The sequence below is a fragment of the Tardibacter chloracetimidivorans genome, assembly GCF_001890385.1.
Classification (GTDB): domain Bacteria; phylum Pseudomonadota; class Alphaproteobacteria; order Sphingomonadales; family Sphingomonadaceae; genus Tardibacter; species Tardibacter chloracetimidivorans.
Map to the genome: position 1 here is coordinate 2,704,586 of NZ_CP018221.1, position 22,780 is coordinate 2,727,365.

The 22,780-nt window shown below is 61.7% G+C and carries 23 protein-coding genes and 2 pseudogenes; 12 read left to right on the forward strand and 13 right to left on the reverse strand.

What is annotated here, in order from left to right; translation table 11 throughout:
* Positions 1–87 precede the first annotated feature (87 nt).
* The 8 genes from BSL82_RS13980 to BSL82_RS14015 form a co-directional block, all read right to left on the reverse strand.
* Complete coding sequence (locus BSL82_RS13980) at positions 88–966, reverse strand: VOC family protein (protein WP_072597954.1); 879 nt, start codon at positions 964–966, stop codon at positions 88–90.
* Positions 967–1,259: 293 nt separating this feature from the next.
* A complete protein-coding gene (locus BSL82_RS13985; RefSeq protein ID WP_072597955.1) occupies positions 1,260–1,898 on the reverse strand; it encodes a TetR/AcrR family transcriptional regulator in 639 nt (212 codons plus the stop codon).
* Between the two features lie 85 nt (positions 1,899–1,983).
* Complete coding sequence (locus BSL82_RS13990; RefSeq protein ID WP_072597956.1) at positions 1,984–2,430, reverse strand: nuclear transport factor 2 family protein; 447 nt, start codon at positions 2,428–2,430, stop codon at positions 1,984–1,986.
* Positions 2,427–3,422 (reverse strand): dihydrodipicolinate synthase family protein, encoded by a 996-nt coding sequence (locus BSL82_RS13995; RefSeq protein WP_072597957.1) that lies wholly within the window; start codon positions 3,420–3,422, stop codon positions 2,427–2,429. Before BSL82_RS13995 ends, BSL82_RS13990 begins: the two co-directional genes overlap by 4 nt.
* Positions 3,423–3,436: 14 nt before the next feature.
* Positions 3,437–4,642 carry a Gfo/Idh/MocA family protein gene (locus tag BSL82_RS14000; RefSeq protein ID WP_083579219.1) on the reverse strand — a complete coding sequence of 402 codons (1,206 nt, stop codon included), beginning with the start codon at positions 4,640–4,642 and terminating at the stop codon, positions 3,437–3,439.
* Positions 4,639–5,628 (reverse strand): ABC transporter substrate-binding protein, encoded by a 990-nt coding sequence (locus BSL82_RS14005; protein ID WP_072597958.1) that lies wholly within the window; start codon positions 5,626–5,628, stop codon positions 4,639–4,641. The genes BSL82_RS14000 and BSL82_RS14005 overlap by 4 nt, the downstream gene beginning before the upstream one ends.
* Positions 5,629–5,636: 8 nt before the next feature.
* On the reverse strand, positions 5,637–6,191 hold the full coding sequence (locus tag BSL82_RS14010; protein WP_083579220.1) for an aromatic-ring-hydroxylating dioxygenase subunit beta: 555 nt from the start codon (positions 6,189–6,191) through the stop codon (positions 5,637–5,639).
* Positions 6,184–7,542: an aromatic ring-hydroxylating oxygenase subunit alpha gene (locus BSL82_RS14015; RefSeq protein WP_072597959.1), complete on the reverse strand. Its 1,359-nt coding sequence runs from the start codon at positions 7,540–7,542 to the stop codon at positions 6,184–6,186. The genes BSL82_RS14010 and BSL82_RS14015 overlap by 8 nt, the downstream gene beginning before the upstream one ends.
* 230 nt (positions 7,543–7,772) lie before the next feature.
* Between BSL82_RS14015 and BSL82_RS14020 the strand changes: the two genes are divergently transcribed.
* The 6 genes and pseudogenes from BSL82_RS14020 to BSL82_RS20580 all read left to right on the forward strand — a co-directional run.
* Positions 7,773–9,230 (forward strand): MFS transporter, encoded by a 1,458-nt coding sequence (locus BSL82_RS14020; RefSeq protein ID WP_072597960.1) that lies wholly within the window; start codon positions 7,773–7,775, stop codon positions 9,228–9,230.
* 119 nt (positions 9,231–9,349) lie between these two features.
* Complete coding sequence (locus tag BSL82_RS14025) at positions 9,350–10,807, forward strand: aldehyde dehydrogenase family protein (RefSeq protein ID WP_083579222.1); 1,458 nt, start codon at positions 9,350–9,352, stop codon at positions 10,805–10,807.
* A gap of 58 nt (positions 10,808–10,865) precedes the next feature.
* On the forward strand, positions 10,866–11,105 hold the full coding sequence (locus BSL82_RS14030) for a hypothetical protein (RefSeq protein WP_072597961.1): 240 nt from the start codon (positions 10,866–10,868) through the stop codon (positions 11,103–11,105).
* Between the two features lie 23 nt (positions 11,106–11,128).
* Positions 11,129–11,341 (forward strand): hypothetical protein, encoded by a 213-nt coding sequence (locus tag BSL82_RS20575; RefSeq protein WP_158010906.1) that lies wholly within the window; start codon positions 11,129–11,131, stop codon positions 11,339–11,341.
* A 418-nt stretch (positions 11,342–11,759) separates the two neighbouring features.
* Positions 11,760–11,975: pseudogene (locus BSL82_RS14035) on the forward strand (transposase); the annotation flags it as partial.
* 128 nt (positions 11,976–12,103) lie between these two features.
* Positions 12,104–12,394: pseudogene (locus BSL82_RS20580) on the forward strand (integrase core domain-containing protein); the annotation flags it as partial.
* Between the two features lie 9 nt (positions 12,395–12,403).
* Here the strand turns inward: BSL82_RS20580 and BSL82_RS14045 are convergent.
* Together BSL82_RS14045 and BSL82_RS14050 are read right to left on the reverse strand one after the other, a co-directional pair.
* The gene (locus BSL82_RS14045) at positions 12,404–13,633 is read right to left on the reverse strand and encodes a dienelactone hydrolase family protein (protein ID WP_226998475.1); all 1,230 of its coding nucleotides are present in this window, start codon (positions 13,631–13,633) and stop codon (positions 12,404–12,406) included.
* A gap of 68 nt (positions 13,634–13,701) precedes the next feature.
* Entirely contained in the window at positions 13,702–14,526 is an 825-nt protein-coding gene (locus tag BSL82_RS14050) for an SDR family NAD(P)-dependent oxidoreductase (RefSeq protein ID WP_418361281.1), read from the reverse strand.
* Between the two features lie 191 nt (positions 14,527–14,717).
* On the opposite strand from BSL82_RS14050, the gene BSL82_RS14055 reads away from it, so the two are divergent.
* Both BSL82_RS14055 and BSL82_RS21835 read left to right on the forward strand, forming a co-directional pair.
* On the forward strand, positions 14,718–15,272 hold the full coding sequence (locus BSL82_RS14055; protein WP_072597965.1) for a TetR/AcrR family transcriptional regulator: 555 nt from the start codon (positions 14,718–14,720) through the stop codon (positions 15,270–15,272).
* A gap of 86 nt (positions 15,273–15,358) precedes the next feature.
* Positions 15,359–15,592 (forward strand): VOC family protein, encoded by a 234-nt coding sequence (locus tag BSL82_RS21835; protein WP_418361282.1) that lies wholly within the window; start codon positions 15,359–15,361, stop codon positions 15,590–15,592.
* Positions 15,593–15,796: 204 nt separating this feature from the next.
* Here the strand turns inward: BSL82_RS21835 and BSL82_RS14060 are convergent, their stop codons facing one another.
* Entirely contained in the window at positions 15,797–16,750 is a 954-nt protein-coding gene (locus BSL82_RS14060; RefSeq protein WP_072597966.1) for a helix-turn-helix domain-containing protein, read from the reverse strand.
* Between the two features lie 206 nt (positions 16,751–16,956).
* Here BSL82_RS14060 and BSL82_RS14065 point away from each other — a divergent pair, with 206 nt between their 5' ends.
* Complete coding sequence (locus BSL82_RS14065; RefSeq protein ID WP_072597967.1) at positions 16,957–18,657, forward strand: FAD-dependent oxidoreductase; 1,701 nt, start codon at positions 16,957–16,959, stop codon at positions 18,655–18,657.
* A 219-nt stretch (positions 18,658–18,876) separates the two neighbouring features.
* Here BSL82_RS14065 and BSL82_RS14070 read toward each other — a convergent pair whose 3' ends face one another.
* Positions 18,877–19,068, reverse strand: coding sequence for an SRPBCC family protein (locus tag BSL82_RS14070; protein ID WP_072597968.1), 192 nt, complete (start codon positions 19,066–19,068; stop codon positions 18,877–18,879).
* 631 nt (positions 19,069–19,699) lie between these two features.
* Here BSL82_RS14070 and BSL82_RS20585 point away from each other — a divergent pair.
* The 3 genes from BSL82_RS20585 to BSL82_RS20090 all read left to right on the forward strand — a co-directional run bounded on the left by BSL82_RS20585 (position 19,700) and on the right by BSL82_RS20090 (position 21,907).
* Entirely contained in the window at positions 19,700–19,849 is a 150-nt protein-coding gene (locus BSL82_RS20585; RefSeq protein WP_158010907.1) for a hypothetical protein, read from the forward strand.
* A 93-nt stretch (positions 19,850–19,942) separates the two neighbouring features.
* Positions 19,943–21,070 carry an LLM class flavin-dependent oxidoreductase gene (locus BSL82_RS14075; protein WP_072597969.1) on the forward strand — a complete coding sequence of 376 codons (1,128 nt, stop codon included), beginning with the start codon at positions 19,943–19,945 and terminating at the stop codon, positions 21,068–21,070.
* Positions 21,071–21,149: 79 nt separating this feature from the next.
* Positions 21,150–21,907, forward strand: a protein-coding gene (locus BSL82_RS20090; RefSeq protein ID WP_193408578.1) for an IS5 family transposase whose coding sequence is annotated in 2 segments (ribosomal slippage) — positions 21,150–21,483 and positions 21,483–21,907 — 759 coding nt in all. Because the reading frame shifts where the segments join, the coding sequence is not laid out codon by codon here.
* Here the strand turns inward: BSL82_RS20090 and BSL82_RS20590 are convergent.
* On the reverse strand, positions 21,838–22,554 hold the full coding sequence (locus BSL82_RS20590) for a hypothetical protein (protein ID WP_158010909.1): 717 nt from the start codon (positions 22,552–22,554) through the stop codon (positions 21,838–21,840). The genes BSL82_RS20090 and BSL82_RS20590 overlap by 70 nt on opposite strands.
* Positions 22,555–22,780: the final 226 nt, after the last annotated feature.

The window sequence follows — 22,780 nt, forward strand, 5'->3', positions numbered from 1 at the left end:
TGCCCCTACACCGGTCGTGCCAGCCAACCGACGCTGAACCGTTATTGAAAGGCTATCAGCGGGCGGGGTTTGCGAACCGGGCCGCGCTTATTCCCGGAAGCCGAGCGGCGGAACGCCGGCGAGCCCCCAAACGTCGCCCTTGTGCTCCGGCCCCCAGATTCGTGTTTCGACCGGTGCGTCGGCGGCGAACAGCTCCATCTCGCCGTAATATTCTATATAGTTGCCGGCGGGATCGGTATAATAACTGAACACATTGTTCCCGGGGCCATGGCGTCCCACGCCCCATGCGCATTCGACCTCCAGCCCGCGCAGGCGGGCGAAATTGCGCATGACGTTGTCGAGCGACCCGACGTCGAAGGCGATGTGCTGAAGCCCGGTTTTTCCTCTTACGCTCTTCATCAGCGCGAGTGAATGGTGATCGGCGTTGCAGCGCAAGAACGACATTCCGGCATTGGTGCGATCGGTGATGTCGAAGCCGAGCAGCCCATAAAAACGCTCAGCCGCTTCCTGCGCAGGCGTCCACAGCACGACGTGGCCAATGCGACGCGGAGCGAGCGGGTGGGCACCGTCGGTGGCGGCAGTTCCTGGCTGCGGCACAACAAGCCAGATCTCGCGACCGTCCGGATCTTCGACAGCCGCCGCCGCTGCGTCGGCACGGAACAGCAATTCGTCCGCGATTCGCCTAGTCGGAAATCCCTCCGCTTCGAGCCGCGCGGTGATCGCGCCAAGATCCTCGCGCGATCCCACGGTAAAAGCGAGGTGGGCGATCTGCGTAGCGCCCTCGCAGAGCAGCAGTTCGTCATGGTCTTCCGCCGGACTGCGAAAGGCCTCGAAGTCGCCGTCGCGCCCTTGATCGCTCAGCAGCCAAACGTCGCGATAGAAGCGTTGCGCGGCGGACAAATCCGGCACCCGGAGCGCCAACCGGTGGATTCCCTGAACGCGCCATTCACGTCCCTGCGCCGCCATGCTGCCTCTCCCCGGATGCTCTCGATACCCGCCGCATTTCGGCGGACCGGCACGCGACGAGACAGGCCGCGCCGCGATCATGCTGTGCTTTCCGACAGCCCGGCGCGTGCTTCGCCTTAATCAGATTACAAGTACGTGTCCAGTTTTTTTCTGCCCAAAAACGGATATGTTCATCCTTTGAGGGGCATATTTCTCCGATGACGCCGGTGCTGAACGGCGTTCGTTTTGCCGCGCGCCCACCGGCGTGCGCTTTCGCGGCGATAGTGCCGGGCCGGCCCTCGCTTCTGTACGCTTCATCGCGCGCTGCGAGTCCCGGCGGCGCGCGCGGTGCGCGGCGAGAGGCCGGTGATCTGGAGCCGGATCAAGCGGCGCAGATATTCGATGCCCTCTTCGGCGACGGGATCGTCGCCGCCGATCCACCAGCGCGCTGTCGCAGAGAAGATCAGAAAAAAATGCTGGGCGACGATATCGGTGGTCTCCGGAGGCCGGATTTCCCCGCGATTGATTGCATCTTCGACGATGAATTCGAGCTGTCGGGCGATGGCGCGGCGGCTGCGCGTATATTCCTCGCCATGCATCCCGCCGCTATAATAGTTTATCTGGAGGAAGATGCGGGCAAGCCGCGGGTTGCTGGCCCAATCCTGGAAGAATGGGGCGAAGAAGGCCAGCATCCGCTCCTCGAGCGGCACATCGCGCGATCGCGTCAGATCGATCGCAGTCTCCATCGTGTTGACTGTGATCTCGTTAAATACGAGCAGCGTGAGATCGCGCTTGTCCGCTGCGTAGAGTGACAGAGTGCCCAAGGCGACACGCGCCTCGCGCGCCACGTCGCGAAGCGTGGTCGCATCGTACCCCTGCCCGGAGAAGAGCTTGAGGGCCGCACGCCTGATACGCTCGCGCTTCTCTGCCTTGTTGCGCTCCCGAACCTGCAAGCCTCACTCCTTATCCCGGGAAAGCACGAGTATCACACCTTTTTTGCCGTTTTGACCATTGATAATTTGGTTTGCTGCTTTCCTGTCAGCGGGCCTTATGGGCGGCAGACTCGAAAGAGAGCACTACGCGGCGCTCCTTTATCCGCCACACCCCATCCGGGCACCGCCGATAGATGTCGTGCGCGTCAGCCAGCGCGATCGGCTCGGCGGGCGAGAGGTCCGATCCGTTCGAGCGGAACAGCAGGATGAAGCAGAGCCCGCGCGCCTGCTCCGGCCCGTCTTCCCAGAAGCGGAAGTTGGTGCAGACATGGCGGACACGGCGAGTCTTCGCCGCAGCGCGGTCGCGGCCGTAGCCATTGATTGCCTCGGGGCCTTCGCACGCGAAATTGGGAGCGATTAAGCTGCCGTCCTCGGTGTAGAGTTCGGCCAAATTCTCCGAGCAGTTCATGTCAAGCCGATAGGCATGCTCGGCGATCAGCGCTTCAAGCTCAGCCCGCAGCGCCGCATCCTTGATGGGAACGCCGATCGTCACGACACGGCCTTCGTCGCCGCCGCGGCCCGTTCTCCGGCGAATTCTTCCCGAAGCAGGCGCCAGCGCCGCCCGGCCTCGCGCGCGGCCTCGGCATAGTCGCCGGGGAACACATCGTAAGGCGGGCGGACAGGACCCGGATCGCAATAGTTGGCTTCAGCCATGCGCGTCTTTTCCATCTGGGTATTGTAGCTGGCGAACAGCTCGGGATTGCCGAGCATTGGGGCGAGTGGGGCGATGCTCCATGCGATTCGTTCGTCGATATGCCTGGCCCGATCGGTATCGCCGGCCATTATCGCGTCGATCAGTGCGCGCGACGGCTCCGGCCCCATACCTGCCGCGGTCGCCCAGCAGGACGTGGTTGTTGCCGGCGAGATCGCATGGAACTTGGCCACGACCATGTCGCTCGGCATGAAATGAATCCGCCCCCCGGTCGCGGCGATATTCTCCGCGAGATTAGTGGGCTGGGATGATTTGGCCGACGTCACCGTCGGCGCCTCCTTCGCGATCCGCGCCCAGAAATCGGTGGGAAAGGAGAAGCGGAAGGCGCGCGCATTTGCGTAGACCATCACTGCCAGATCGGGGAATGCCTGTCCGACCTCGGCATAGAAGCGCACGGCCATATCGACGGTGCAGGGTTGCCACATCGGCAGGCCGAGCAGCGTTCCGTCGGCGCCCCGGTCGCGCGCGAAGGCGAGCCGCTTGTAGGCTTCGTGGCCGCCCATCGCGGTCGCGCCGACGAAAAGCGGAATGCGCTTGCCTACGGTCTCGGCGACCGTCGCGACGAAGCTGCGATAATCCTCGTTCGAGATGGTCGCACATTCGCCGGTGGTACCCAGGACAATCAGGCCGTTGGCCCCATCGTCGATCAGCGCGTGAATAAGTCGCTCGGTCTCGTCGAGCGCCACGGTGTCGGTGGCGTCGATCGCCTGCGCGCCTGCACGCGACGGCGTCGGAATGATCGCGTAAAGTCCCTTGAAATCCTGTGCCTGCATCAAGGCTGCTCTCCTCAATCCCTAACTGGTACCTGATGCGACAAGCCGATCTCGCGGCCTTCCCGCGCCGATCGCAGAATCGCTTCGCTGACTTCCATGGTCGCGCGACCCCAGGCACCGTCGTGCAGGATGGGGCGCAGGCCGGAGAAGGCGTCGTACATCTCGTCGATGACACCGCTCTTGTCGGGAAATACGCGCGGCGGCTCGAGCGGGAGCTCCACCGCGCCTTTCCTGCCATAATGGGTGACGCCGCGTGCCGACTGGCGCAGATCGCCATCCGGCCCGCTGACGATCGTCACGCCGAAATGCGGGTGGTTCCATTCGTTCTGGGGCGGAATCGTCAGCCGGCGGCTGCCGCCGAAGCCGCCCGCCGCCTTGGCCGCGACTTCCGAGCCGGTGCCTGCGATCGCCTCCAGCGCTCTGCGCGAAGCTGCATGACAATCGGGCTGCTTGGGCTCCCCCAGTTCGCCGATCCAATAGTGGAACTCGTCGGTGTCGAAATAGTCGTATCCACTATAGACCAGCGATGCTGCGCTGCCGTTTTCGAACTGCAGGAACGTAACGTGCGCCCCCTCGGTCGGCCGGGTGGGATCGAGCGTCCAGGCCATCGAGCGCACGCTGCGCACCATGCCGCCGCCGAGCAGGCGCACGACGTCGATCTGATGCGGCACCTGGTTGTAGATGATGCCGCCGCCCATATCGGTGCGCAGTTCCTCGGCCCGACGGGGCCGGTAGAGGAAATTGCCGTAATTCCACGAATTAATCATCGAAACCGGCCCGATCGCGCCCTCGCGGATCAGCGCGCGCATCTTGAGGATCGGCGTGTCGAAGCTGTGCGTATGGCCGACCAGCAGGTGGACGCCGTTCGCCTCGGCTGTCGCGATGATGTCGCTGCATTCCTCCAGCGTCAGCGCCATCGGCTTTTCGATGATGATGTGCTTTCCCGCGCGGGCAGCCAGCGCGGCATGGTCGCGATGCATCTGGTGGGGCGTGGCGATATAAACCACGTCCACCGTCGTGTCGGCGCACAGCGCTTCAGCCGTGGCATGGGTGCGCGCGCCGAATTCGGTCCCGAAGGCAAGGCGCGCCTCCTCGCGGGGATCGGCGGCCGCGCTGATCCTGACGTGCGGGTGGCTGAGAAAGCTCGGCATCATCTGCTTGGCCGCGCCCCCCAGGCCGATGATCCCCAGCCGCATCGCCGGCATCACCCGATCGGTCACAGGCGGATTCCGGCGCTGGCCTGGACGTTGGGCGCGAACAGCTCGTTCACTTCGACGCGGCGCGGAGCCAGCCCTTGCTCGTGAAGGAAACCGCACAGCGCCTCGATGGTAGGCCGGTTGGGCTCGATGCCATAGGGCCAGAAGTCGTCGCCGAACGTATCGCGGATCGAGCGAACATATTGCCCGATCCAAGGCAGCGATATGGGAAGCGGCTCGTCGATAGCCAGTTCGGCCAAGCAGTTCGCCTTGCTCCGTTCGAACGCCTGCTGGAGACTAATCGCAATCCAGGGATCGCGTTCCCACACGTCGCGGCGGATAACGACGGTATGCATGATCGGAAAAATGCGGGTCTTCGCGAAATAGGCACGCTCGACGCTCGGCACGTCGGGAAAGAGATAGCCGATCCGCGCATCGCCAGCGAGAAGCGCCGGCGGCGTCTGCGGCGCGATCAGGGCGTCGATGGCGCCGTCCGCGAGCATGTCGTTCAGCGCGCGCTGCTCCTCATGCTCGATCGTCACGCCGTCGATCCGTACGTCAGTCAGCGGGCGGCGGCCCGCGGCCGTGAGGCCGCCGGTCACCCAATGGATGTCGTCCGGCTGGACGCCATATTCGTGCATCAGCACGCCGCGCGCCCAGACGGCGGCGGTCATCGAATATTCGGGGACACCCACGCGGCGCCCTTTCAGATCGGTGGGCGCGGCGATGCCGGCGGCGGTGTTGACGTAGATCGCGCCATGGCGGAACGTGCGTGACGGAAACACCGGGATTGCGACGAACGGGGCGTTGCCCTGCGCGACGCGCAATATATAGGTCGAGAACGACATCTCGCCGCACGCGAACTCGCCGCGCAATACCCGGTTGAATGCCTGCACCGGCGACATCGGGAGAAAGTGCAGGTCGATTCCCTCGGGCACGACCGTGCCATGATAGAGATCGCGGACCCGATCCGAGAGGTGGCCCGCATAGCTGAGCGAGAGTCTTCCCACGTCCCGTCTCAGATAAAGATCGAGAGCGATTCGAGGCCGAGCACCGTGGCATCGAGAATGGCGGTGCGCTTGACGAGCCGGGATACGCCCGTGCCGATGCGGATCGCGTCGAACCGCTCGGCCGTGAGGATCTGGGGATGGGCTCCGTCACCACGATGGCAGAATACCGCCAGGTTGCTGCGCGCCGCCACCAGCGACGGGTCCCCATCATGGAGCGTCACGCGGACGTTGGAGACTATTCGCCGCGTCCGGGTCGCCGGGCTTTCGGACCAGGCATAGCGCGAGCGGAGCCGCTTCACACGCATCTCGATCGAGGCATAATCTTCCTTCAGATAGAAGGCGGTCGTGCTAATACCGGTGCCATCCCAATTTTCGCGCGCGGTGCGCACCGGCGCCTCATAAATGATTGCCGGATCGAGCAGTTCGAACCATTCGGCGAAGAGGCGATCGTCGAGATACTCCGCTTCCTGCTTCAGAAATTCCTCGCAGGCGCGCTGCATGTCCATATCGATCAGCCGGCCAGCCGGCGCGGCACCGGCGTGAAGCGTTGCCGCATCAGTCATGATCGCAAATCTCTACCTTGGTGTTGGTCATGCGCTCGTACCAGGTCTTGTGGAACGTCCTCAGGCCACCTTCACCCGCGTTGGTGGAGTTAACGACGCCGGGTCCGACCCAGTCGGCCAGCGGTTTGCTGCTGCTCATGTCCCCCATTCCCATCTGATAATTAAAGCGCACCTTGTTCAACTCGGCGAAAACGGTGCCGGCCGAGCGGGTGACGCCGGGCCACACCGCCACGTCGTCCTGCTCGAAGCTGCCCGAGGGGCTGAAGCTGCTCATCCCGACCTGATAGGCGCGTTGCTTATACTCCAGAGACGCTTCCTTCGGCGCCAGCACCCAGTTCCAGATCTCCATTTGGCCCGGACCCTTGGGCTGCCAGACGCGCAGCGTCAGAAAGCCCGCCTGCGGCTTTTGCGGGCTGTCGCTCAGGCCAATGTGAAGGAACGAGAAGTTGGGGAACAGAGTGCCGTTCTGGAGCAGCGAGCGCTTGGCCAGGTCGAATTGATCCTGGTTGAGCACCCCGGGATGCAAATGGCGGGTCACTTCTTCCGGATAGGAGATGAACGGCGCCTCGCCTGGCAACTGGCGGATGCTGATCGCGTGGCCGCTGCAATCGTGGATGTGGAGACCGGTTCCCTCCTTCGGTGCTCCGGCGGCGGCGGTTTCGATGATGCCCGCGTCCAGCACGGAACGGTGCGTCATCTGGGTGTGCGAGCTGTCGCCGCAGAAATTCTCCGCGCCCTGCTTCCAGTTGGCAGCGACCAGCCAGCGGTGCGGCTCGCCCAGCACTTCCATCCCGCCCTCGGACAGCGCGAACTGGATATCGAAATACCATTTATAGTCGCCGAGATATTCTTCGAACGACACCGCCTCCCGATCGAGATTGGCAAATATGAGCCCCATATAATTAACCACATGGGGCGCCGCGAAAAGGCTCCAGTCCTCGAGGTTCAGCGCCGCATAACCCTGGTTGCGCGCCGGCACGCCGATCAGTTCTCCGCTGTTACGATACGCCCAGCCATGGAACGGGCAGACGAACCCCTTGGCATTGCCGGCCTGTACCCGACATATCTGCGCGCCACGGTGGCGACAGGCATTGAGCAGGACCCGCAACTCGCCTTCCTCGTCGCGAATCAGGACGAATGGGTCTTCGCCAATGTTTCGGGTGACGAAATCGCCGCGGTTCGGGATCTCGGTTTCATGCCCGACATACACCCAGCATTTCGCGAAGATGCGCCGCAACTCGAGTTCGTAGATTTCGCGATCGTGGAAGATCGCCGCCGGCAACAGCCCTTGGCGCAGATCGTCCACCATGCCTTCGATCGAAGCGGGAACGGCAAAGGCTTCCTCGGCCATACTAGTCCTCTCTATCGGCGACCCGCGGGCCGGCTTGTCATAAACGAACACGTCACAGATCCGACCTCAGCCGACAACCGAGCCGCCTCACTCTTAAATGGACATGTCCATTAGATTAGCCGATGTCAAGGCGGATATGCGGGGCCATTCCCCCGCTTTCGAACCGTTTCCGGGGCATCTGCGGCGCTCGCGGACATGAAATCGGGGGCGCGAAAGAGGAGGACGGCCGCATGGGACGAGGAACGGATTTGAACAACGGTGACTGCATCGGCACCCGCGATGGGCTGGCGAAATCTTCGCGCTGCGCGGTCGCCAGCCTGGCCGCCACAATCTTCCTGTCGTCGCTGGGCGGCAGCGTGTCGAACGTCGGCCTGCCAACGCTGTCGCGCGCGTTTGCGATCGGTTTTTCCCAGGCGCAGTGGATCGTGCTTGCCTATTTCCTCGCGGTCATCAGCCTGATCGTCAATGCCGGCGGACTCGCAGACAGCCTGGGCCGCCAGCGGCTGCTGCTCGGCGGGCTGCTGCTGTTCGGCCTGGGCTCGATCGGCGCGGGCGCGGCGTGGAGCTTCTGGTTGCTTATCGTGGCGCGGGGGCTGCAGGGCGTGGGAGGCGCGATCATGTTGGTGCTGGCCACTGCGCTGGTCTGCGACATCGTGCCGACTCGGCGGCTCGGCAGCGTGCTTGGCCTGCTGGCCGCGATGTCGGGCTTGGGGACAGCGGCGGGTCCCTCGCTGGGCGGGTTCCTGATCGCGGGCTTCGGCTGGCGCGCGTTGTTTTTCGTCAACGTGCCGATCTGCATCGCGATTGCCTGGATGGTCCACCGAACGGTGCCGCGAACCCGCCATGCCACGGCGGGGCCGTGGCGGCCGGACTGGACCGGCACCTTCCTGCTCGTCGGGGCGCTGTGTGCCTATTGCTACGCAGCCACGCCCGAAAGCGGCCGCTTCGCCGCCGGCAATCTGGTCGCGCTGGCGCTTGCGGTTGCGGGCGCGGCGGTGTTCGTGCTGGTCGAGCGGCGCGCTGCCAATCCGTTGCTGCGGCTGGAGATGTTCCGCGATCCTTCCCTATGCGGCAATCTGGGGATGAGCGTGATCGGATCGACAGTCATCATGGCTACGCTGGTTGTCGGCCCTTTCTACCTGATCGACGGGCTGCAGATGACACCCGCCCAAGCGGGGCTGGCGCTTTCGGTCGGGCCGGTCATCTCGGCTGTCGGGGGCGTGCCGATCGGGCGGCTGGTCGACCGGCTCGGCATCGTCGCGATGAGCCTTGCCGGGCTGGCGATCATGGCGGCGGGAGCGGCGGGGCTGGCTTTCAGCGAGGGGATCGTCGGCCTGCCGCGCTTCATCGGCTCGCTGATCGTGGTGATGGGCGGCTATGGCGTGTTTCAGATCTCCAACAACGCCGCGGTGATGGCGAAATCCTCTTCTGCAACGCGCGGCACCTTCGCCGGACTGATGAACCTGTCGCGCAATATCGGACTGGTCACCGGCGCATCGGTGATGGCGTCGATCTTTTCGGCCACCGCTCACGGCACGAATGGAGAACTCCCGATCGTGCTCGACGCAGCACACGGGCTGAAAACAACGTTCGCGGTAGCGGCGGGCTTGGCGACGCTGGCCGTGGCGATCGGACTGTCGAGTGGCGCAATCCCGCTCTTTCGCCGCTGCGCGAACCGCGGCGGCTGACGGCTGAAGCCGCAGGCGTCATTCGGACAGGTTGACGCGGCCGACTAACGCACTAGAAATGAACACGTCCATTATCTGCGGGCGCTTGGCACACCCCAGGAAAGCGGGAGAGACGGAAGATGAGCCGGGTGACGAGCGCGTTGCACATGTTGATCGGCGGCGAACTGGTGGCCAGCGAGAGCGGCGAATGGATAGATTCGGTCGATCCCGCGACGGAGGAGGTGATCGGGCGCATTCCCAATGGCGACGCGCGCGACGTGGCCCGAGCGGTGGAGGCGGCGGATCGTGCGTGGGCGGCGTGGAACGGGATCGGCGTCGCCGCCCGCGCCGAGGCACTCCGCGCGTTCGGCCGCAAGATGCTGGAACGCGCCGAAGAGCTGCTGGAGGTCGAGGTCCGCGACACCGGCAATACGATCGCGCCGATGCGCGGCGACGTGCGCACCGGTGTGGAGGGGATGAACTATTATGCTGGCCTCGCCTATGAACTGAAGGGCGATACGATCCCGGCGACGCCCGGCAACCTGCACTTCACCACGCGCGAGCCTTACGGCGTGGTCGCTCGGATCGTGCCGTTCAACCATCCGGTGATGTTCGCCACCGCCCGCACCGCGGCCGCGCTGATGGCCGGCAATTCGGTGGTGGTAAAGCCGCCCGAGACGAGCTCGCTCTCCGCGCTGATCCTGTCTGAGATCGCGCGCGATGCGCTGCCGCCGGGCGTGTTCAATATCGTCACCGGCACCGGAGCGGGCGCGGGCGCGCCGCTGGTGCGCCATCCCGGTGTCAAGCGGATCGCGTTTATCGGTTCAGTCGAGACCGGCATGGCGATTCAGCGGATGGCGGCGGAGAGCGCGGTCAAGCACGTCACGCTGGAGCTGGGCGGAAAGAACCCACTGATCGCCTTCCCCGACGTCGATCCGGCGACCGTGATCGACGCCGCGATCGCCGGGATGAACTTCTCGTGGCAGGGCCAGTCGTGCGGATCGACCAGCAGGCTCCTGCTGCACGAATCGATCCATGACGATGTCGTCGCTGGGCTGGTCGAGCGCATCCGCGCGATCCGGGTGGGCGATCCGATGGATCCGGCCAGTCAGATGGGCGCGATCAATTCGAAGGGTCAGTACGACAAGGTTCTGCGCCATATCGCCAACGCGCGCGAGGACGGCGCCCGGCTGCTCGCCGGCGGCGGCCGGCCCGAGGGAGAGGAGTTCCGCAAGGGCTTTTGGGTCCAGCCGACGCTGTTTGGTGACGTCGAGCAATCGATGCGTATCGCGCAGCAGGAGGTGTTCGGCCCGGTTCTTTCGGTAATGAAATGGTCGACGCTCGACCAGGCGATCACGATCGCCAACGCGACCGACCTCGGCCTGACCGCGTCGATCTATGCCAACAACATCGACGACGCCTTCGCCGCCGCGCGCCGCGTGCGCTCCGGCTATGTGTGGATCAACAGCGTCGGACCGCATTACCCCGCCATGCCCTATGGCGGAATGAAGAACAGCGGCACGGGGCGTGAAGAAGGCATCGAGGAGATGCTGAGCTACACCGAGCAGAAGGCCTATAATCTTGCCATGCGGAAATAGGGACCGGCGGATTGAAGCGGCAAAGCCCGTTCATCCGCGTGCGTGAGTTTGTTTCCGCGTGTCCGACACGCGGCTTCGCCTGGCACCGCGAACCTGGGGGAAGCTGGGCAACAAGCCCGGTGAACCGACTCCCTGGGATCAGAATTTCGAGACAGTTTTTCATCAAGCCGACGCCGGATTCCCGGCGGTGATCGACTGGCTGGAAGGCCTCACCTTCGAGGCGCGACCTGGTCAGCCGCGCCGAAGTCGGTTCCTGCCGCAGCCTGCGGCATCCACTCAGCCGATCCAATTTGACTGAGCGCCCGCACAGCGGCGTCATGCGTGACGTACATCTGGACCAGCAGCAGATGGCCCCGACTGGATGGCATGTTGCCCACTGCCAAGCCGAAGCCGGTCAACAATATTGACGACCCTAAGCAAGCCAACGTGGAAGAGCTCGCAGTGAATCCGGACTGGCGCTACCTGATCCCGCTCACCCATTTCGGAGAAGCCGAGAAACCGAAGGTCTCACAGACGAGAATCCGTTCAACGTGAAGGTCCACTGAGATTACAAACTTGGTCCTGCCCTTATCGCGTATTCGGAGCCGAGGGATCGAATCCCTCCGTCTCCGCCATTTCTGATTGAATTTGCTCGGTCTTTTACAATGGAGCTTAGCCGGTCCGGGTTTACGTCCGGGTTTGAAGCTCGGATTGCGGCAAACTGATGCGGCCAGCCATGAACCTGTCATTCGACTTTTCACTTGCCGCGACGCCGAGCAGCCGCGGGATGCTAAATCTAAGCAATTAGGACGCCTGCTGCCTGTTACCGATCGACATGGTCGATGAGGTCGTGAATTCAATTCCTAACCGGTGGCACCAAGGCCTGACCATGCCTTGACTCGTCGACCGGCAGATCAAGGCCGCATCTTAGAGACTTGGGTCGAGACCAACTCGCCCCACGCTTCAACGAGGCGATGTCGTGATCCTCGACGACCTCGCCGCTCACAAAAGCGAAAAAGCCAAAGCCGTCGCCAAGGAACTCCTGTTCCTGCCGGCCTCCAGCCCCGACCTCAGCCCGATCGAGATGGCATTCCCAAACTCACGGACCACCTCCGACGGATCGGCCTGCGGTCCGATGAGCCCATTGGCATTCTGTCTATCGTCTATTCGGAAACATAGAACTCTGTGATCTACATACCGTAGCAACGCTGTATTTCCCGACAATGGCTCGACCGATACAGCGGCGCCGATCTCGTCCAGGCGCCTCGGCTCGCCCTGAATCGTCACGCCCCAAGAATCCCGGGCGAGATGACCGAGGCCGTGCCCTACCAGATCCACACCGTGTTGACCGCAACGGCATCCAGTTCTGCGACCTGCCCAAAAACCGCCACGGCCCCTGTCGCCAGGCAGCGCGTCCACCTGTTCGATCGTGTCTGGTTCGCAAACGGCATCGAGCATAGGCTCACAAAACCCAATCATCCCTGGACCAACGGTCAGGTCGAGCGGATGAACCGCGCCATTAAGGACGCCACCGTCAAACGCCATCATTACGACAGCCACGACGAGCCCCGACAGCACCTCCAGCTCTTCATTGCGGCGATGTCATACGGATGGATATTAATCGAGCGGAAGCCCTTCGCTGGTGGACCATTTTTTCATCAATCGGTTGGGCATCAAGGTCTTGTCCTGCAATTTGCGGGACACGTCCGCGCCTCCGACAGGCAGGTTCGCCGGGTCGAGCAGTCCTGCCTGCACCAGGACCGACGCCTGATCGAAATAGATATGTTCGTTATAGATCTTGCCGCCCCGGAACGATACGACGACGATCATCGGCACTTCGATATAGCGCCCGGTCGGCTCGATGTCCGGCAGCAACCAGGATATTTCCTTGTCGTGGGTGAAGCACATGATCATTTCGTCCACCACGCGGTTGACGCCGACGGTGCGCGAAATCGGAATGATCCGCGTGTCGTCGGGGTGCACATCGCAGAAATGATATTTGTAGAACCGCAGCAGCATATCATGGCCCACGCCGCCCATCACCGTCGAGGTGATGTTGACATAGGGCTCCTCGACCATCGTATCCAAAACGGCATGTGCATCCTTGGTCACGAACTCATGGTACATATGCTGTTCCCACATGCCTTCCAGATCGAATTTCGGGCCGATCGCGGCGCGGATGATCGCAAGGGTGCGGATATAGGCCAGTTCCGCCGCCGTCGGGGAGAAGAAGCCGCGATGCGGGTTGGCAAAGCCATGGTCGGCTCCGTTATACATCCACAGTGACATATGCTCATGCCGTTCCACCAGCGCCGCGATCGGTGCGATGTCGGCCGCGCAATGCTGGTCGTCCGTGCCGAAGTGGAAGCCCAGCGGGATTCTGACCTGCTCCAGTTCGTCCAGGTGATCGGTGATGCCGACCCCATAATAAGCCACAGCGCAGTCGATGTCAGTCCGGGCGGCCGCCATCGCGGCCAGTCGACCGCCCAGGCAAAAACCCGCGACGCCCACGCCGCCACGCTGTTCCGGCATCGCGCGCAGAGCGCCGATCGTCGCCTTTATATCGTCGATGGCCAGATTCAGGTCGAACTGCCGGTATATGTCCATCGCACGGTCGAACTCCGCGTCGGTCAGTTCGACCCCGGCTTCGATCCGCCAGTAAAGATCTGGCACAGTGACGACATAGCCGTCGCTTGCGAAACGATCAGCGATGTCGCGCATGAACTGCGTCACGCCGAAAGCTTCCTGCAACAGGACAAGGCCGGGCCCGCAGCCGCTTTCCGGGATCGCGACATAAGCGTTGAATTGCCCGCCATCGGCCGCAGTGATTTCAACCAGCTTACCCATCACTCATACTCCCTTGGCGTTCGCGGTGGATCAACATAAAGGCCACCCAGCCCCTCATCTCCGCCCGTTCAGTCGACCGAGCCACGCCAGATGGTCATGCCCCCATCGATCATGTGTGATGCGCCGGTGGTGAAGGAGGAGTCATCGGACGCGAGGTAGCAGACGAGCTTGCCAATCTCTTCGGGCGTTCCCATGCGCGGGATCAGGTTACCTCCGGTAAAGCCCTTGAGCGCGGCGGCGCGGACTTGCGGATCTTCGATGATGTCGAAATATTTGTCGAGCAGAGGCGTCTTGATCGTGCCGGGATTGATGCAATTGACCCGGATGCCGAACTGCGCCAGATCGACCGCCATCGCCTTGGTCAGCATCAATACGCCGCCCTTGGTCGCGCAATAGGCGGGCGATACCGGCATGGCCGTGAAAGAGGCCATTGATGCGGTGTTGATGATCGACGCGCCCTTGGAATCGCGCAGCCAGGGCAGAGCGGCGCGCACAGCATACCAGATGGACCGCAGATTGACTTCGTAGACGAGGTCCCAGATGTCGTCGTCCATTTCATGCACAGCGGTTTTCTGGGCCAGATCGGTTTCGTGCGTACCGGCATTGTTGTGCAGCACGTCTATGCCACCGAAATGATCTGCCGCACGCTGCATCAATGCCTCGATCTCGGCCTTGTTGCGCACGTCGCAGGCGATGAAAGTGGCATCGCCGCCCATATCCCGAATTTCTGAAACGGTTTTCTGCCCACCATCGGAGTTGCGATCACTAACGACGATTCGGCCACCCACCTTGGCCAGTTCGATGGCACAGCCGCGGCCAATGCCTTGGGCAGCGCCGGTCACGATGCAGACCTTTCCATTTATGCTGCTGCTCATGTTCCACTCTCCTTGCATGACTTTTGCGGCCGGCTTTATGCCGATCCTCGTCACAATACGGAGTGATCGCTCACTCCTTATTTTTTTGGTTTAGTTTGCATGCTATATTCGTGTCAAGATAGCAGCGATGACGCTAGCTGACGGGAGAGTGAAGATCAGGCATGACTAAAAATCCAGACGCTCTCGCCAGGCAGCAGGAACGCGCGCAAATGCGACGCGAGCAGGTCCTAGCGGCTGCCGAGCAATGTTTCCGGCGCGAGGGATTTCATGCTGCCAGCGTTAATCGGATCGCCGCGGAGGCGGGCATGAGCGTTGGGCATGTCTATCGTCATTTCGATAATAAGGAGGACATCATCCTCACCCTGTGCGAGCGTAAGTTCGCAGACTATATCAATCATACGCCCGGCCTGGCTGTTCATACGAAGATGGATGCGGATGCGGTCGTCAATACGGCGCTCGATGATTTCGATTGGCTGGTCGATCCAGTTCAGGCGCGATATGTCATGGATGTGTTCGCCGAATCGGGGCGTAGCGAACGGATTAACAGCATCGTGGCCGATCAGGACTATCGTCTGCGGCACAATGCCCGTGTCCTGCTGGAACCTTACTTCCCGCCCGAACGGCCTGAAGAACTGGAGTGCAGGGTCGAAATGCTCGTTCTTGTGCTCGAAGGCTTGATGATGCGAACCGTGGCCAATCCCGAAGGTGACAAGGCGCGCTTGAGGCTTGCTTTCCGCCACCTGATGCGAGCGATACTCCAGTAGCGCCTAGGCCGGATTAGTTCCACGGGCAGAAAATCTACGACATCGCCATGCGGCGTTAGGGGTATGACGAGGTTTCAGCGATGGAAATGGATGTCGGACTGCTCGATCATTGTAATATCTTGACGCGCAAGCTCGATGAAACCGTGCGCTTCTACGAACGGGCGTTGGGCATGCGATCCGGCCCGCGCCCCCCTTTGACGGCCGGGAGCGTTGCTGTATCGCGGCGATCATCCCGTCGTCCATGTCATCGGCATTGCTGGAACTGCGATGGAGCAAGGCGCGGGGCAGGGGCGGTAGATCATATCGCCTTTCCGAGCTAGGGCTTTGCGGCGATGAAACGGCGTTTGGGCGAACAGCGCGTGCCTTTCTCCGTCAACCTCGTCCCCAACAGCACCCGGTGCCAAATGTTCGTTCGTGACCCCAAAGACATCCATTTGGAATTGAAATTCGAAGTAGGGGATGGTGCCGCCGCTGATATTCCGGTGGCAATTGCCCATTCTATGCCGGGACAGCCGCGCTCAATATCAATAACTGCCCTTGCGGGATTCAGATCGGTAAGCGCGGGGGGGCATGCCATAGGCTTTGCGAAACTGGGTCGCGAAATAGCCTGATGCGTTGAAGCCGCAGGCAAAGGCGATGTCGGTAACCGAGAGGTGCGACGCGTTCCGCAGCATCCCGGCGGCGGCTTTCAACCGGACTTTTTGGATATAGTCCGATGGGGTTGTGTCGACGGCGGTTAGCGCAAGCTGGATATAGCGACTGCTGACGCCGAAATACCTGGCAATCGTCCCGGTGGAGAGATCCGGGTCATCGTAGTTCATCTCTATGAGACGTTGCACTCGCGAAGTCAGGTCGCCTTGAGGGCTGCGGGTCTGCCCATCGCAATCGGTCGGCTTGGCAAAGCGCAGCAGATGCAGCGCCGATGCGGACAGAAGGTCGCCGCTGTCGTCGAACTTGCCTTGTTGGAACGCCTGCTCCGCCGACTGCAACATCTGCCGCAGATTTTGCTCCAGATCGAAGGGGAAGGCCAGTTTGCGACCGACGATGGCGGGGTAGTCAGGACAGGCGACAGCAAGCAGCTCTTCATCCACCAACAGGATACGCGTTTGATAATCACGGTCGAACTGCATCCGCATCGGATCGGTCGATCGCAGCAAAATCATATCGTTGGCTGCCAGTCGTATGGCTTTGCTGCCCAGCGTGTGGAGCAGCGATGGTTCCGAGCCGGAATAGATATAATAACGCGATGGTGCGGACCGGCTGCCGCGTCCATGATTGCATAGTTCCAGCGCGGGCATGCGTGACGTGATAAAGGCGCTATGTTGCGCATGCGCCCAGCGCAGTTGTGCGCCGCCTTGTGCCGGCCCGGCGGCGATCGCGCTCCAGTCCGAACATATTTGCGATTGCGATCGGCTGCCAAGGAGCCCTATCCTGGCGCTGATCGAAACGGCATCGCCTTCCCAGATCGTCGGGATCATCATCCTCTCCTGCCGCGTCGGGACGGCGCCTTGGTTTTACAGCCGTCACCCTGCTCCGATTTCGCCCAAGGTCAAGAATGACCCGCCATTTCGCGTCCGTGAAAGTCCGGTTCGCCTGTCTGGAAGAAGAAGGCCGCGACTCGTCATATAGCCAAGCCACTACAGGAACGATGCGCGGCACAGCGCGACGAGAGGAGCCGGTATTCATGGAGGTGACAAGGTGCGACCTGTTGATCGTCGGCACGGGCGCTGGCGCCATGACCGCCGCACTGCGTGCGTCGAAAGCGGGTCTCAAAGTGCTGATGGTCGAAAAGGAAGACATGTTCGGCGGCGCATCGGCGCGGTCGGGTGGCGGCATCTGGATTCCCAACAGCTACCATGCCGCGCGGCACGGCGGGCAGGACAGCGTGGACAAGGCAATGACCTATTTCCGCGACCAGACCGGCGATCGCTTCAACGAGGCCAACGTCGGCGCTTTCATCGCCAATGGTCCCGAAATGCTGAACTTCATCGAGGACACCAGCAGCCTGCGCTTTCAGGTCGCTATGGGCTATGGCGACTATCATTGTGAGGCTCCGGGTGGAGAAACCAGCCGAGTGTTATTTCCCGAAATTTGGGATGGTGCAGAACTCGGCAAAGACATTGAACGCCTGCGGCCGGTGCTGCGCCGGGGCCGCTTCATGGGCATGCAGATCGGCATATTGGAGGTCGGCCTATACATGACCGCCGCGCGCAAGCCTGGATCGATCCTCTACGTCCTCAAGAACCTGATAAGACGCGCCCGCGACCAGGTTCGCGCGGGCCGCACGTTGCGCCTCGTCGGCGGAAATGCGCTGGTTGCGGGGTTGGCGGCGGCCGCCTTTCGCAATGGCACTGAATTATGGACATCGGCCCCGGCGCGCAGCCTGATCCGTGATGGCGATCGTGTCATCGGGGCAATCATCGACCGGCCACAGGGTCCGGTACGGGTCGAAGCATCTGCTGGCGTCATTCTGGCCACCGGGGGATTTCCCCATGATTCCCGCCGTCGCGCCGCATTCTTTCCTGCCAGAGCAGATGCCGCGGAGACGTGGAGCACGTATCCCGATGGGAATGCGGGGGATGGTATCCGCATGGGTGAGGACGTCGGTGCCGTATTCGACGCGAACATGGCCTGTTCTGTTGCGCTGACACCGGTAACGCGACTGAACGCGGGCGAGGGCGTGCTGGAAACCAGCCCGATCTTCTTCTTCCGTGGCGCGCCGGGCGTCATTTCCGTCACGCGCCGGGGTAAACGGTTTGTGAACGAGGCGCGTTCCTATCATGACTGGGGCATAGGGCTGCTGGCCGCAACAGCGGGCGAGCCGGAAGCGGTGGCCTGGATGATATGCGATCACCGCGCCATCCGCCGCTATGGTCTGGGTGTAATCAAGCCTGCGCCCTTCCCGCTTCGCGGCTATATAAAGAGCGGGTACCTCAAGACTGGGGCTACAGTGCGCGAACTGGCGGACAACGCCGGGATCGATGCCGACGCACTGGAGCGGACGGTGACGGCGTTCAACGAGCCTGCGCGCAGGGGCGAAGACCCGGCTTTCCATCGCGGATCGACCGTCTATGAAATGGTCAATGGCGATCCGGAACACCGGCCAAATCCGTGCGTCGGTCCGCTCGACACCGGCCCTTTCTATGCCATTCGCGTGACCACCGGGTGCATCGGGACCTTTGCAGGGATCAAAGCGAACGCACATGCCCAAGTGATTGATGCCGCCGGACAGGCCATCGCGGGACTTTATGTCGTCGGAAACGACATGGCGAGCATTACTGGCGGCGATTATATCGCGGGCGGTTGCACGCTCGGCCCGGCAATGACGTTCGGCTATATAGCGGCAGGCCATATGATCAGCCAGCGTTCCGGGGCGGTGGGGTAGCGCGGGATGTCCCGACCAGGCATTGCTCGGCAAGGGATACAGGCTTGTCGCACATGTCCGATGCACTGCCGGCCCTCTGTCGGAGGGTGACGCATTTGCCGCATTCCCGCGTAAATATGCGTCGGCGCGCCATGCAATGCCGCCCGCGTTTTTCCGGTCGCAGTCCCCCTATTCACCAGCAGCCGGTTCGCGGTTAGCCACATCTGCATCGACGCATTTCTATCGGATCGGCGCTTTGCGCCATCCAGCGGACACTGACGCCCTTTGGTCGTTCTCCAGCTTACCCCTGGCCTCGGTAACGAACCCGCCGAGCGCTGGGTGGATATAGTCGGCGTGGCTGAGGTCGAGCCGGTTGTCGATCACAAGCGGCCAGTTGGGCGCCACCGGCAAATGATGATGGGATCGCGACATGGCTGCGCCCCTGTCGGGCGGTCGGTTGACGGCATGACGCTGATCTGCGGCTATCTCTCTTTGATGGCGCCGGAGAGTGCGTCCACAATCCACCCGGCCCGAAATCGCCACATGCGCTGGTTTCGATTTATTCCCTGCTCGAGAAATAGGACCCGGTATGGATCTGGCTTTGGTGCCGAACTGGCCAGACCTGCACTTGCCCGACTTCGACCAAGCGACATCGCTAGGAAACGATGCGAGCGCCGATCAAGAATGGCGGACGCCTGGTCGTGATCATTCCGCAACAACAAAACGCCTTATCGAGCAGGGTTCTGGCAAGCCTCCGCTTCAGTCAGTTCATTGCGACAAGCTGCCTGACACCCGCGTTCAGTGGATAGCTCCTATTCCTCTCCATGCCTTAGGCGCGGTTCCGAACCAGAACCCTAAATGAAAGCTGTCACCGCCATTCAGGTCGTCCGGTGACCATTTTTAAATGAACGTGTCCATTATTGTCTTGACCGTCTCCCTTGGGTCGGATAGCGCCTGATTGGGCGCTCTAGCGCTGGAAAGCGACTTGGCCTGGGACGGACGGAAGCCGCTTTGTTCGTGAGTGTTAATACCGGAGTGCCTTGCCGGCAGAGGAGAGATTTTCATGTCGGGCAGTGGCTCGGTAGGAAAGATGGCGGTCGTGTCGGGCGCTGCAGCGGGGATACGGTCCGTACAGACGATCAAGCGAACCGCCGAGCCGTTCGATCTGGTCGAGGCCTTCCATTCCTGGCCAAAGACGACGCGGCTTTCGTGACCGGACAGACAATCCATGTCGATGATGGACTGGCACAGACGACATGATCGTCGGGCTTCGTAAACCCCTAACCAAAGATGAGGAGATTGCCGCATGTCACAAGCGCCAGCACCGGCAAGAAGCGCCGCTAACAGCATGTCTAGTGAGAGCCGGCTGAAGCTGGGGCTGTTCGGCGCCAACTGCTCTGGCGGCATGGCCGCGACGAACGTGCCGGAACGATGGGACGGAAGCTGGGAAAGCAATCTTGCGCTCGCACGGATGGCCGATGAAGCGGGGCTCGAGTTCCTGCTGCCGATTGCACGCTGGCGCGGGTACGACGGTGATACGGGCTTTCAGAACAAAATTCTGGAAACGGCCACATGGGCGACGGGCCTGCTGGCATCGACCCGGAAAATCACAGTGTTTGCGACCGTCCACACCGCATTTTTTCACCCGTTGGTCGCCGCCAAACAGATTGCAACGATGGATCAGATTGGCGGCGGGCGGGCTGGTCTGAACATCGTATGTGGCTGGAACGACGTTGAGTATGGCATGCTTGGCCTCCACTTGCCTTTGGATTCCGCCGATCGCTACGCCTATGGCCAGGAATGGTACGATATCCTGCGGCGTATATGGTCCAGTGACACGCCATTTGACTGGGATGGTAAGTATTTCCAATTGAAGCAGGTGATTAGCGAACCCAAGCTTAATGGTGGAACGCTGCCGCCAACGATTAACGCTGGTGCGTCCTCGCTGGGGCGGGATTTCGGTGCCCGCAACGCCGACGTCTGCTTCGTCGTGATGAGTGATCTGGACACAGGGCAGAAGGATGTCGCCGCGATCAAGGCGCATGCCAAAGGGCATTATGATCGCGATGTCGAGGTCTTTACCAATTGCTATGTGGTTTGTCGGCCGACAGTGGCGCAAGCGCAGGATTATCATCATTATTACGTCGAGGAACAGGCGGACTGGCCAGCAGCAGAACAACTGATGGCCAGCCTGGGCATGACCAGCAAATCTTTTCCGCCGGAATTTTATACCATGTATCGGTCCCGGTTTGCAGCCGGGCATGGCGCATATCCGATTGTCGGCGATCCCGATCATGTTGCCGATCAACTGGAAAAGGTCAGCCAGGCAGGCTATGCCGGCACCACCATATCTTTCGTTAACTATTTGGACGAACTACCCTATTTTCGCGATGAGGTATTGCCGCGCCTGCAAGCCAAAGGATTGCGGGCCTAGGGTCCAAACTCAATCAGCCTCTTGAAAATCGTTGGTCTCATTGATTCAAGGCGTTTTCGCTGAAGAGGAGGCCTTGGGGATGTCGCGTTCGTTGTTCTGGCTATCGGATGAAGCGTGGACAGCAATCGAGCTCCACTTGCCCAAGAACCAGCCAGGAGCACGACGTGTTGATGACCGGCGGGTGATCTCCGGCATCGTTCACATGCTCAAGTGCGGCGGTCGCTGGGCAGATTGCCCCGCCGAATACGGGCCGGCGACGACGGTCTACAACCGATGGAACAGGTGGAGCCGGCGGGGCATCTGGACACGCATCCTGGCTGCACTGACCGAAGAAGGCTGGATCGCCGAGACCGGGCAGATCGATAGCAGCTACATCAAGGCTCACCGTAGCGCCGGTGGGGCAAAGGGGGGGCGCGAGCCAATGCCATTGGGATCTCGCGTGGCGGCCGGACAACAAAGATCCACGCCCTTGTCGACGTCCTCGGACGGCCGCTTCGTCTCGTCCTGACGCCCGGCAACACATCGGACGTGAAGGGCGCCGACCTGCTCATCAACGAAACAGCGGGAATGAAGCGGGTGATCGCCGACCGCGGCTACGACGCCAATCGCATTAGGACCATCCTGCGCGAACAGGGCACGACCCCGGTGATCCCCGGCCGCCGCAACCGCAAGCGCCCGATCCAATATGACAAACGCCGCTACAAAGATCGCTGGCGGGTCGAGGCTATGTTCTGCCGCCTCAAGGATTTCCGCCGGATCGCTACTCGCTACGACAAGCTTGCACGAAACTTCCTCTCAGCCGTAAGCCTCGCTGCCGCTGTGGCTTTCTGGCTCTGATTGAGTCTCAACCCTAACATCGACGTCTGGATGCCATCAAGGGTGGCGCCACCTGCTATCAGCGATACGACATGGCGAGGTTCGGTGCCGTGGTGCGATAATAGCGCCATGACATCAGGGCCAGAGACATGGGGCTGCTTTTCGAATCCAAATTTGCGCCAGGCATGGCCGAGCGCATTTTCAACCAGCAACCGGCGCAACGCGGCGCTTCCGCGCCGAAGTTCCGCGTTCGACGGAGGTTGGTAAAGCGTGCACCATTCTTTGCTGAGCCATTCGATGTCTTCGGCAACCGTGGCCCAGGGATCGGCATGGTCCGATGCGCCAGCGACGGGCCGCTCTCTAACGCGAAGCTGCTCAACGATCTTCTGATCGAGCAAGAAGGAAAATTGATGCCCGCCCGCTAGGCGCACGACAAGAAGCGGGCGCCCGGATTCGGCATCCTCGCCGAGCATAACAAATTCCGTATCACGCGGCCGCAAATCCATCGGCACGATGCCGCCTTGTTCGACTCCTTCCTCGCGTGCAGCCGCCCATTTGGCGGCGGCGCCTGCCGCGCGTTCGAGAATTTCAAGAGCTGGCCCACTTTGGTCGAACGGCAATTCGAGTCGATGTCTCTCGCCGGGTTGGCCATCGAACAGCAAGATCATGTCGCCAGTTTGCGAATTGACACCACCGTTGATTGGGGCGCCAAGCTTCGTCGTTCGGACAGTGCGGGGACTGTTGTCTGCGTCCCCATTGCAGGCGATTTCCTTTCCATTCTCCATGTGGTTCACTGGATCATCCAATCGTCTTGCGGTTTTGCTATGATGCAATATCGCCCGTTACTTCAAAGCATGTAAAGCAAGCGGCCGCGAATTATCCGGCTCGGTCTGA

Coding starts and splice junctions, on each gene's coding strand:
- BSL82_RS14065 (WP_072597967.1), top strand. CDS start 16,957: ATGGAGGTGACAAGGTGCGACCTGTTGATCGTCGGCACGGGCGCTGGC.
- BSL82_RS20590 (WP_158010909.1), bottom strand. CDS start 22,554: ATGATCTTGCTGTTCGATGGCCAACCCGGCGAGAGACATCGACTCGAA.
- BSL82_RS14025 (WP_083579222.1), top strand. CDS start 9,350: ATGAGCCGGGTGACGAGCGCGTTGCACATGTTGATCGGCGGCGAACTG.
- BSL82_RS20585 (WP_158010907.1), top strand. CDS start 19,700: ATGTCGGGCAGTGGCTCGGTAGGAAAGATGGCGGTCGTGTCGGGCGCT.
- BSL82_RS21835 (WP_418361282.1), top strand. CDS start 15,359: ATGGATGTCGGACTGCTCGATCATTGTAATATCTTGACGCGCAAGCTC.
- BSL82_RS14075 (WP_072597969.1), top strand. CDS start 19,943: ATGTCACAAGCGCCAGCACCGGCAAGAAGCGCCGCTAACAGCATGTCT.
- BSL82_RS14060 (WP_072597966.1), bottom strand. CDS start 16,750: ATGATCCCGACGATCTGGGAAGGCGATGCCGTTTCGATCAGCGCCAGG.
- BSL82_RS13995 (WP_072597957.1), bottom strand. CDS start 3,422: ATGCAGGCACAGGATTTCAAGGGACTTTACGCGATCATTCCGACGCCG.
- BSL82_RS14020 (WP_072597960.1), top strand. CDS start 7,773: ATGGGACGAGGAACGGATTTGAACAACGGTGACTGCATCGGCACCCGC.
- BSL82_RS13980 (WP_072597954.1), bottom strand. CDS start 966: ATGGCGGCGCAGGGACGTGAATGGCGCGTTCAGGGAATCCACCGGTTG.
- BSL82_RS14045 (WP_226998475.1), bottom strand. CDS start 13,633: ATGGGTAAGCTGGTTGAAATCACTGCGGCCGATGGCGGGCAATTCAAC.
- BSL82_RS14050 (WP_418361281.1), bottom strand. CDS start 14,526: ATGCAAGGAGAGTGGAACATGAGCAGCAGCATAAATGGAAAGGTCTGC.
- BSL82_RS14015 (WP_072597959.1), bottom strand. CDS start 7,542: ATGGCCGAGGAAGCCTTTGCCGTTCCCGCTTCGATCGAAGGCATGGTG.
- BSL82_RS14070 (WP_072597968.1), bottom strand. CDS start 19,068: ATGTCGCGATCCCATCATCATTTGCCGGTGGCGCCCAACTGGCCGCTT.
- BSL82_RS14055 (WP_072597965.1), top strand. CDS start 14,718: ATGCGACGCGAGCAGGTCCTAGCGGCTGCCGAGCAATGTTTCCGGCGC.
- BSL82_RS14010 (WP_083579220.1), bottom strand. CDS start 6,191: ATGACTGATGCGGCAACGCTTCACGCCGGTGCCGCGCCGGCTGGCCGG.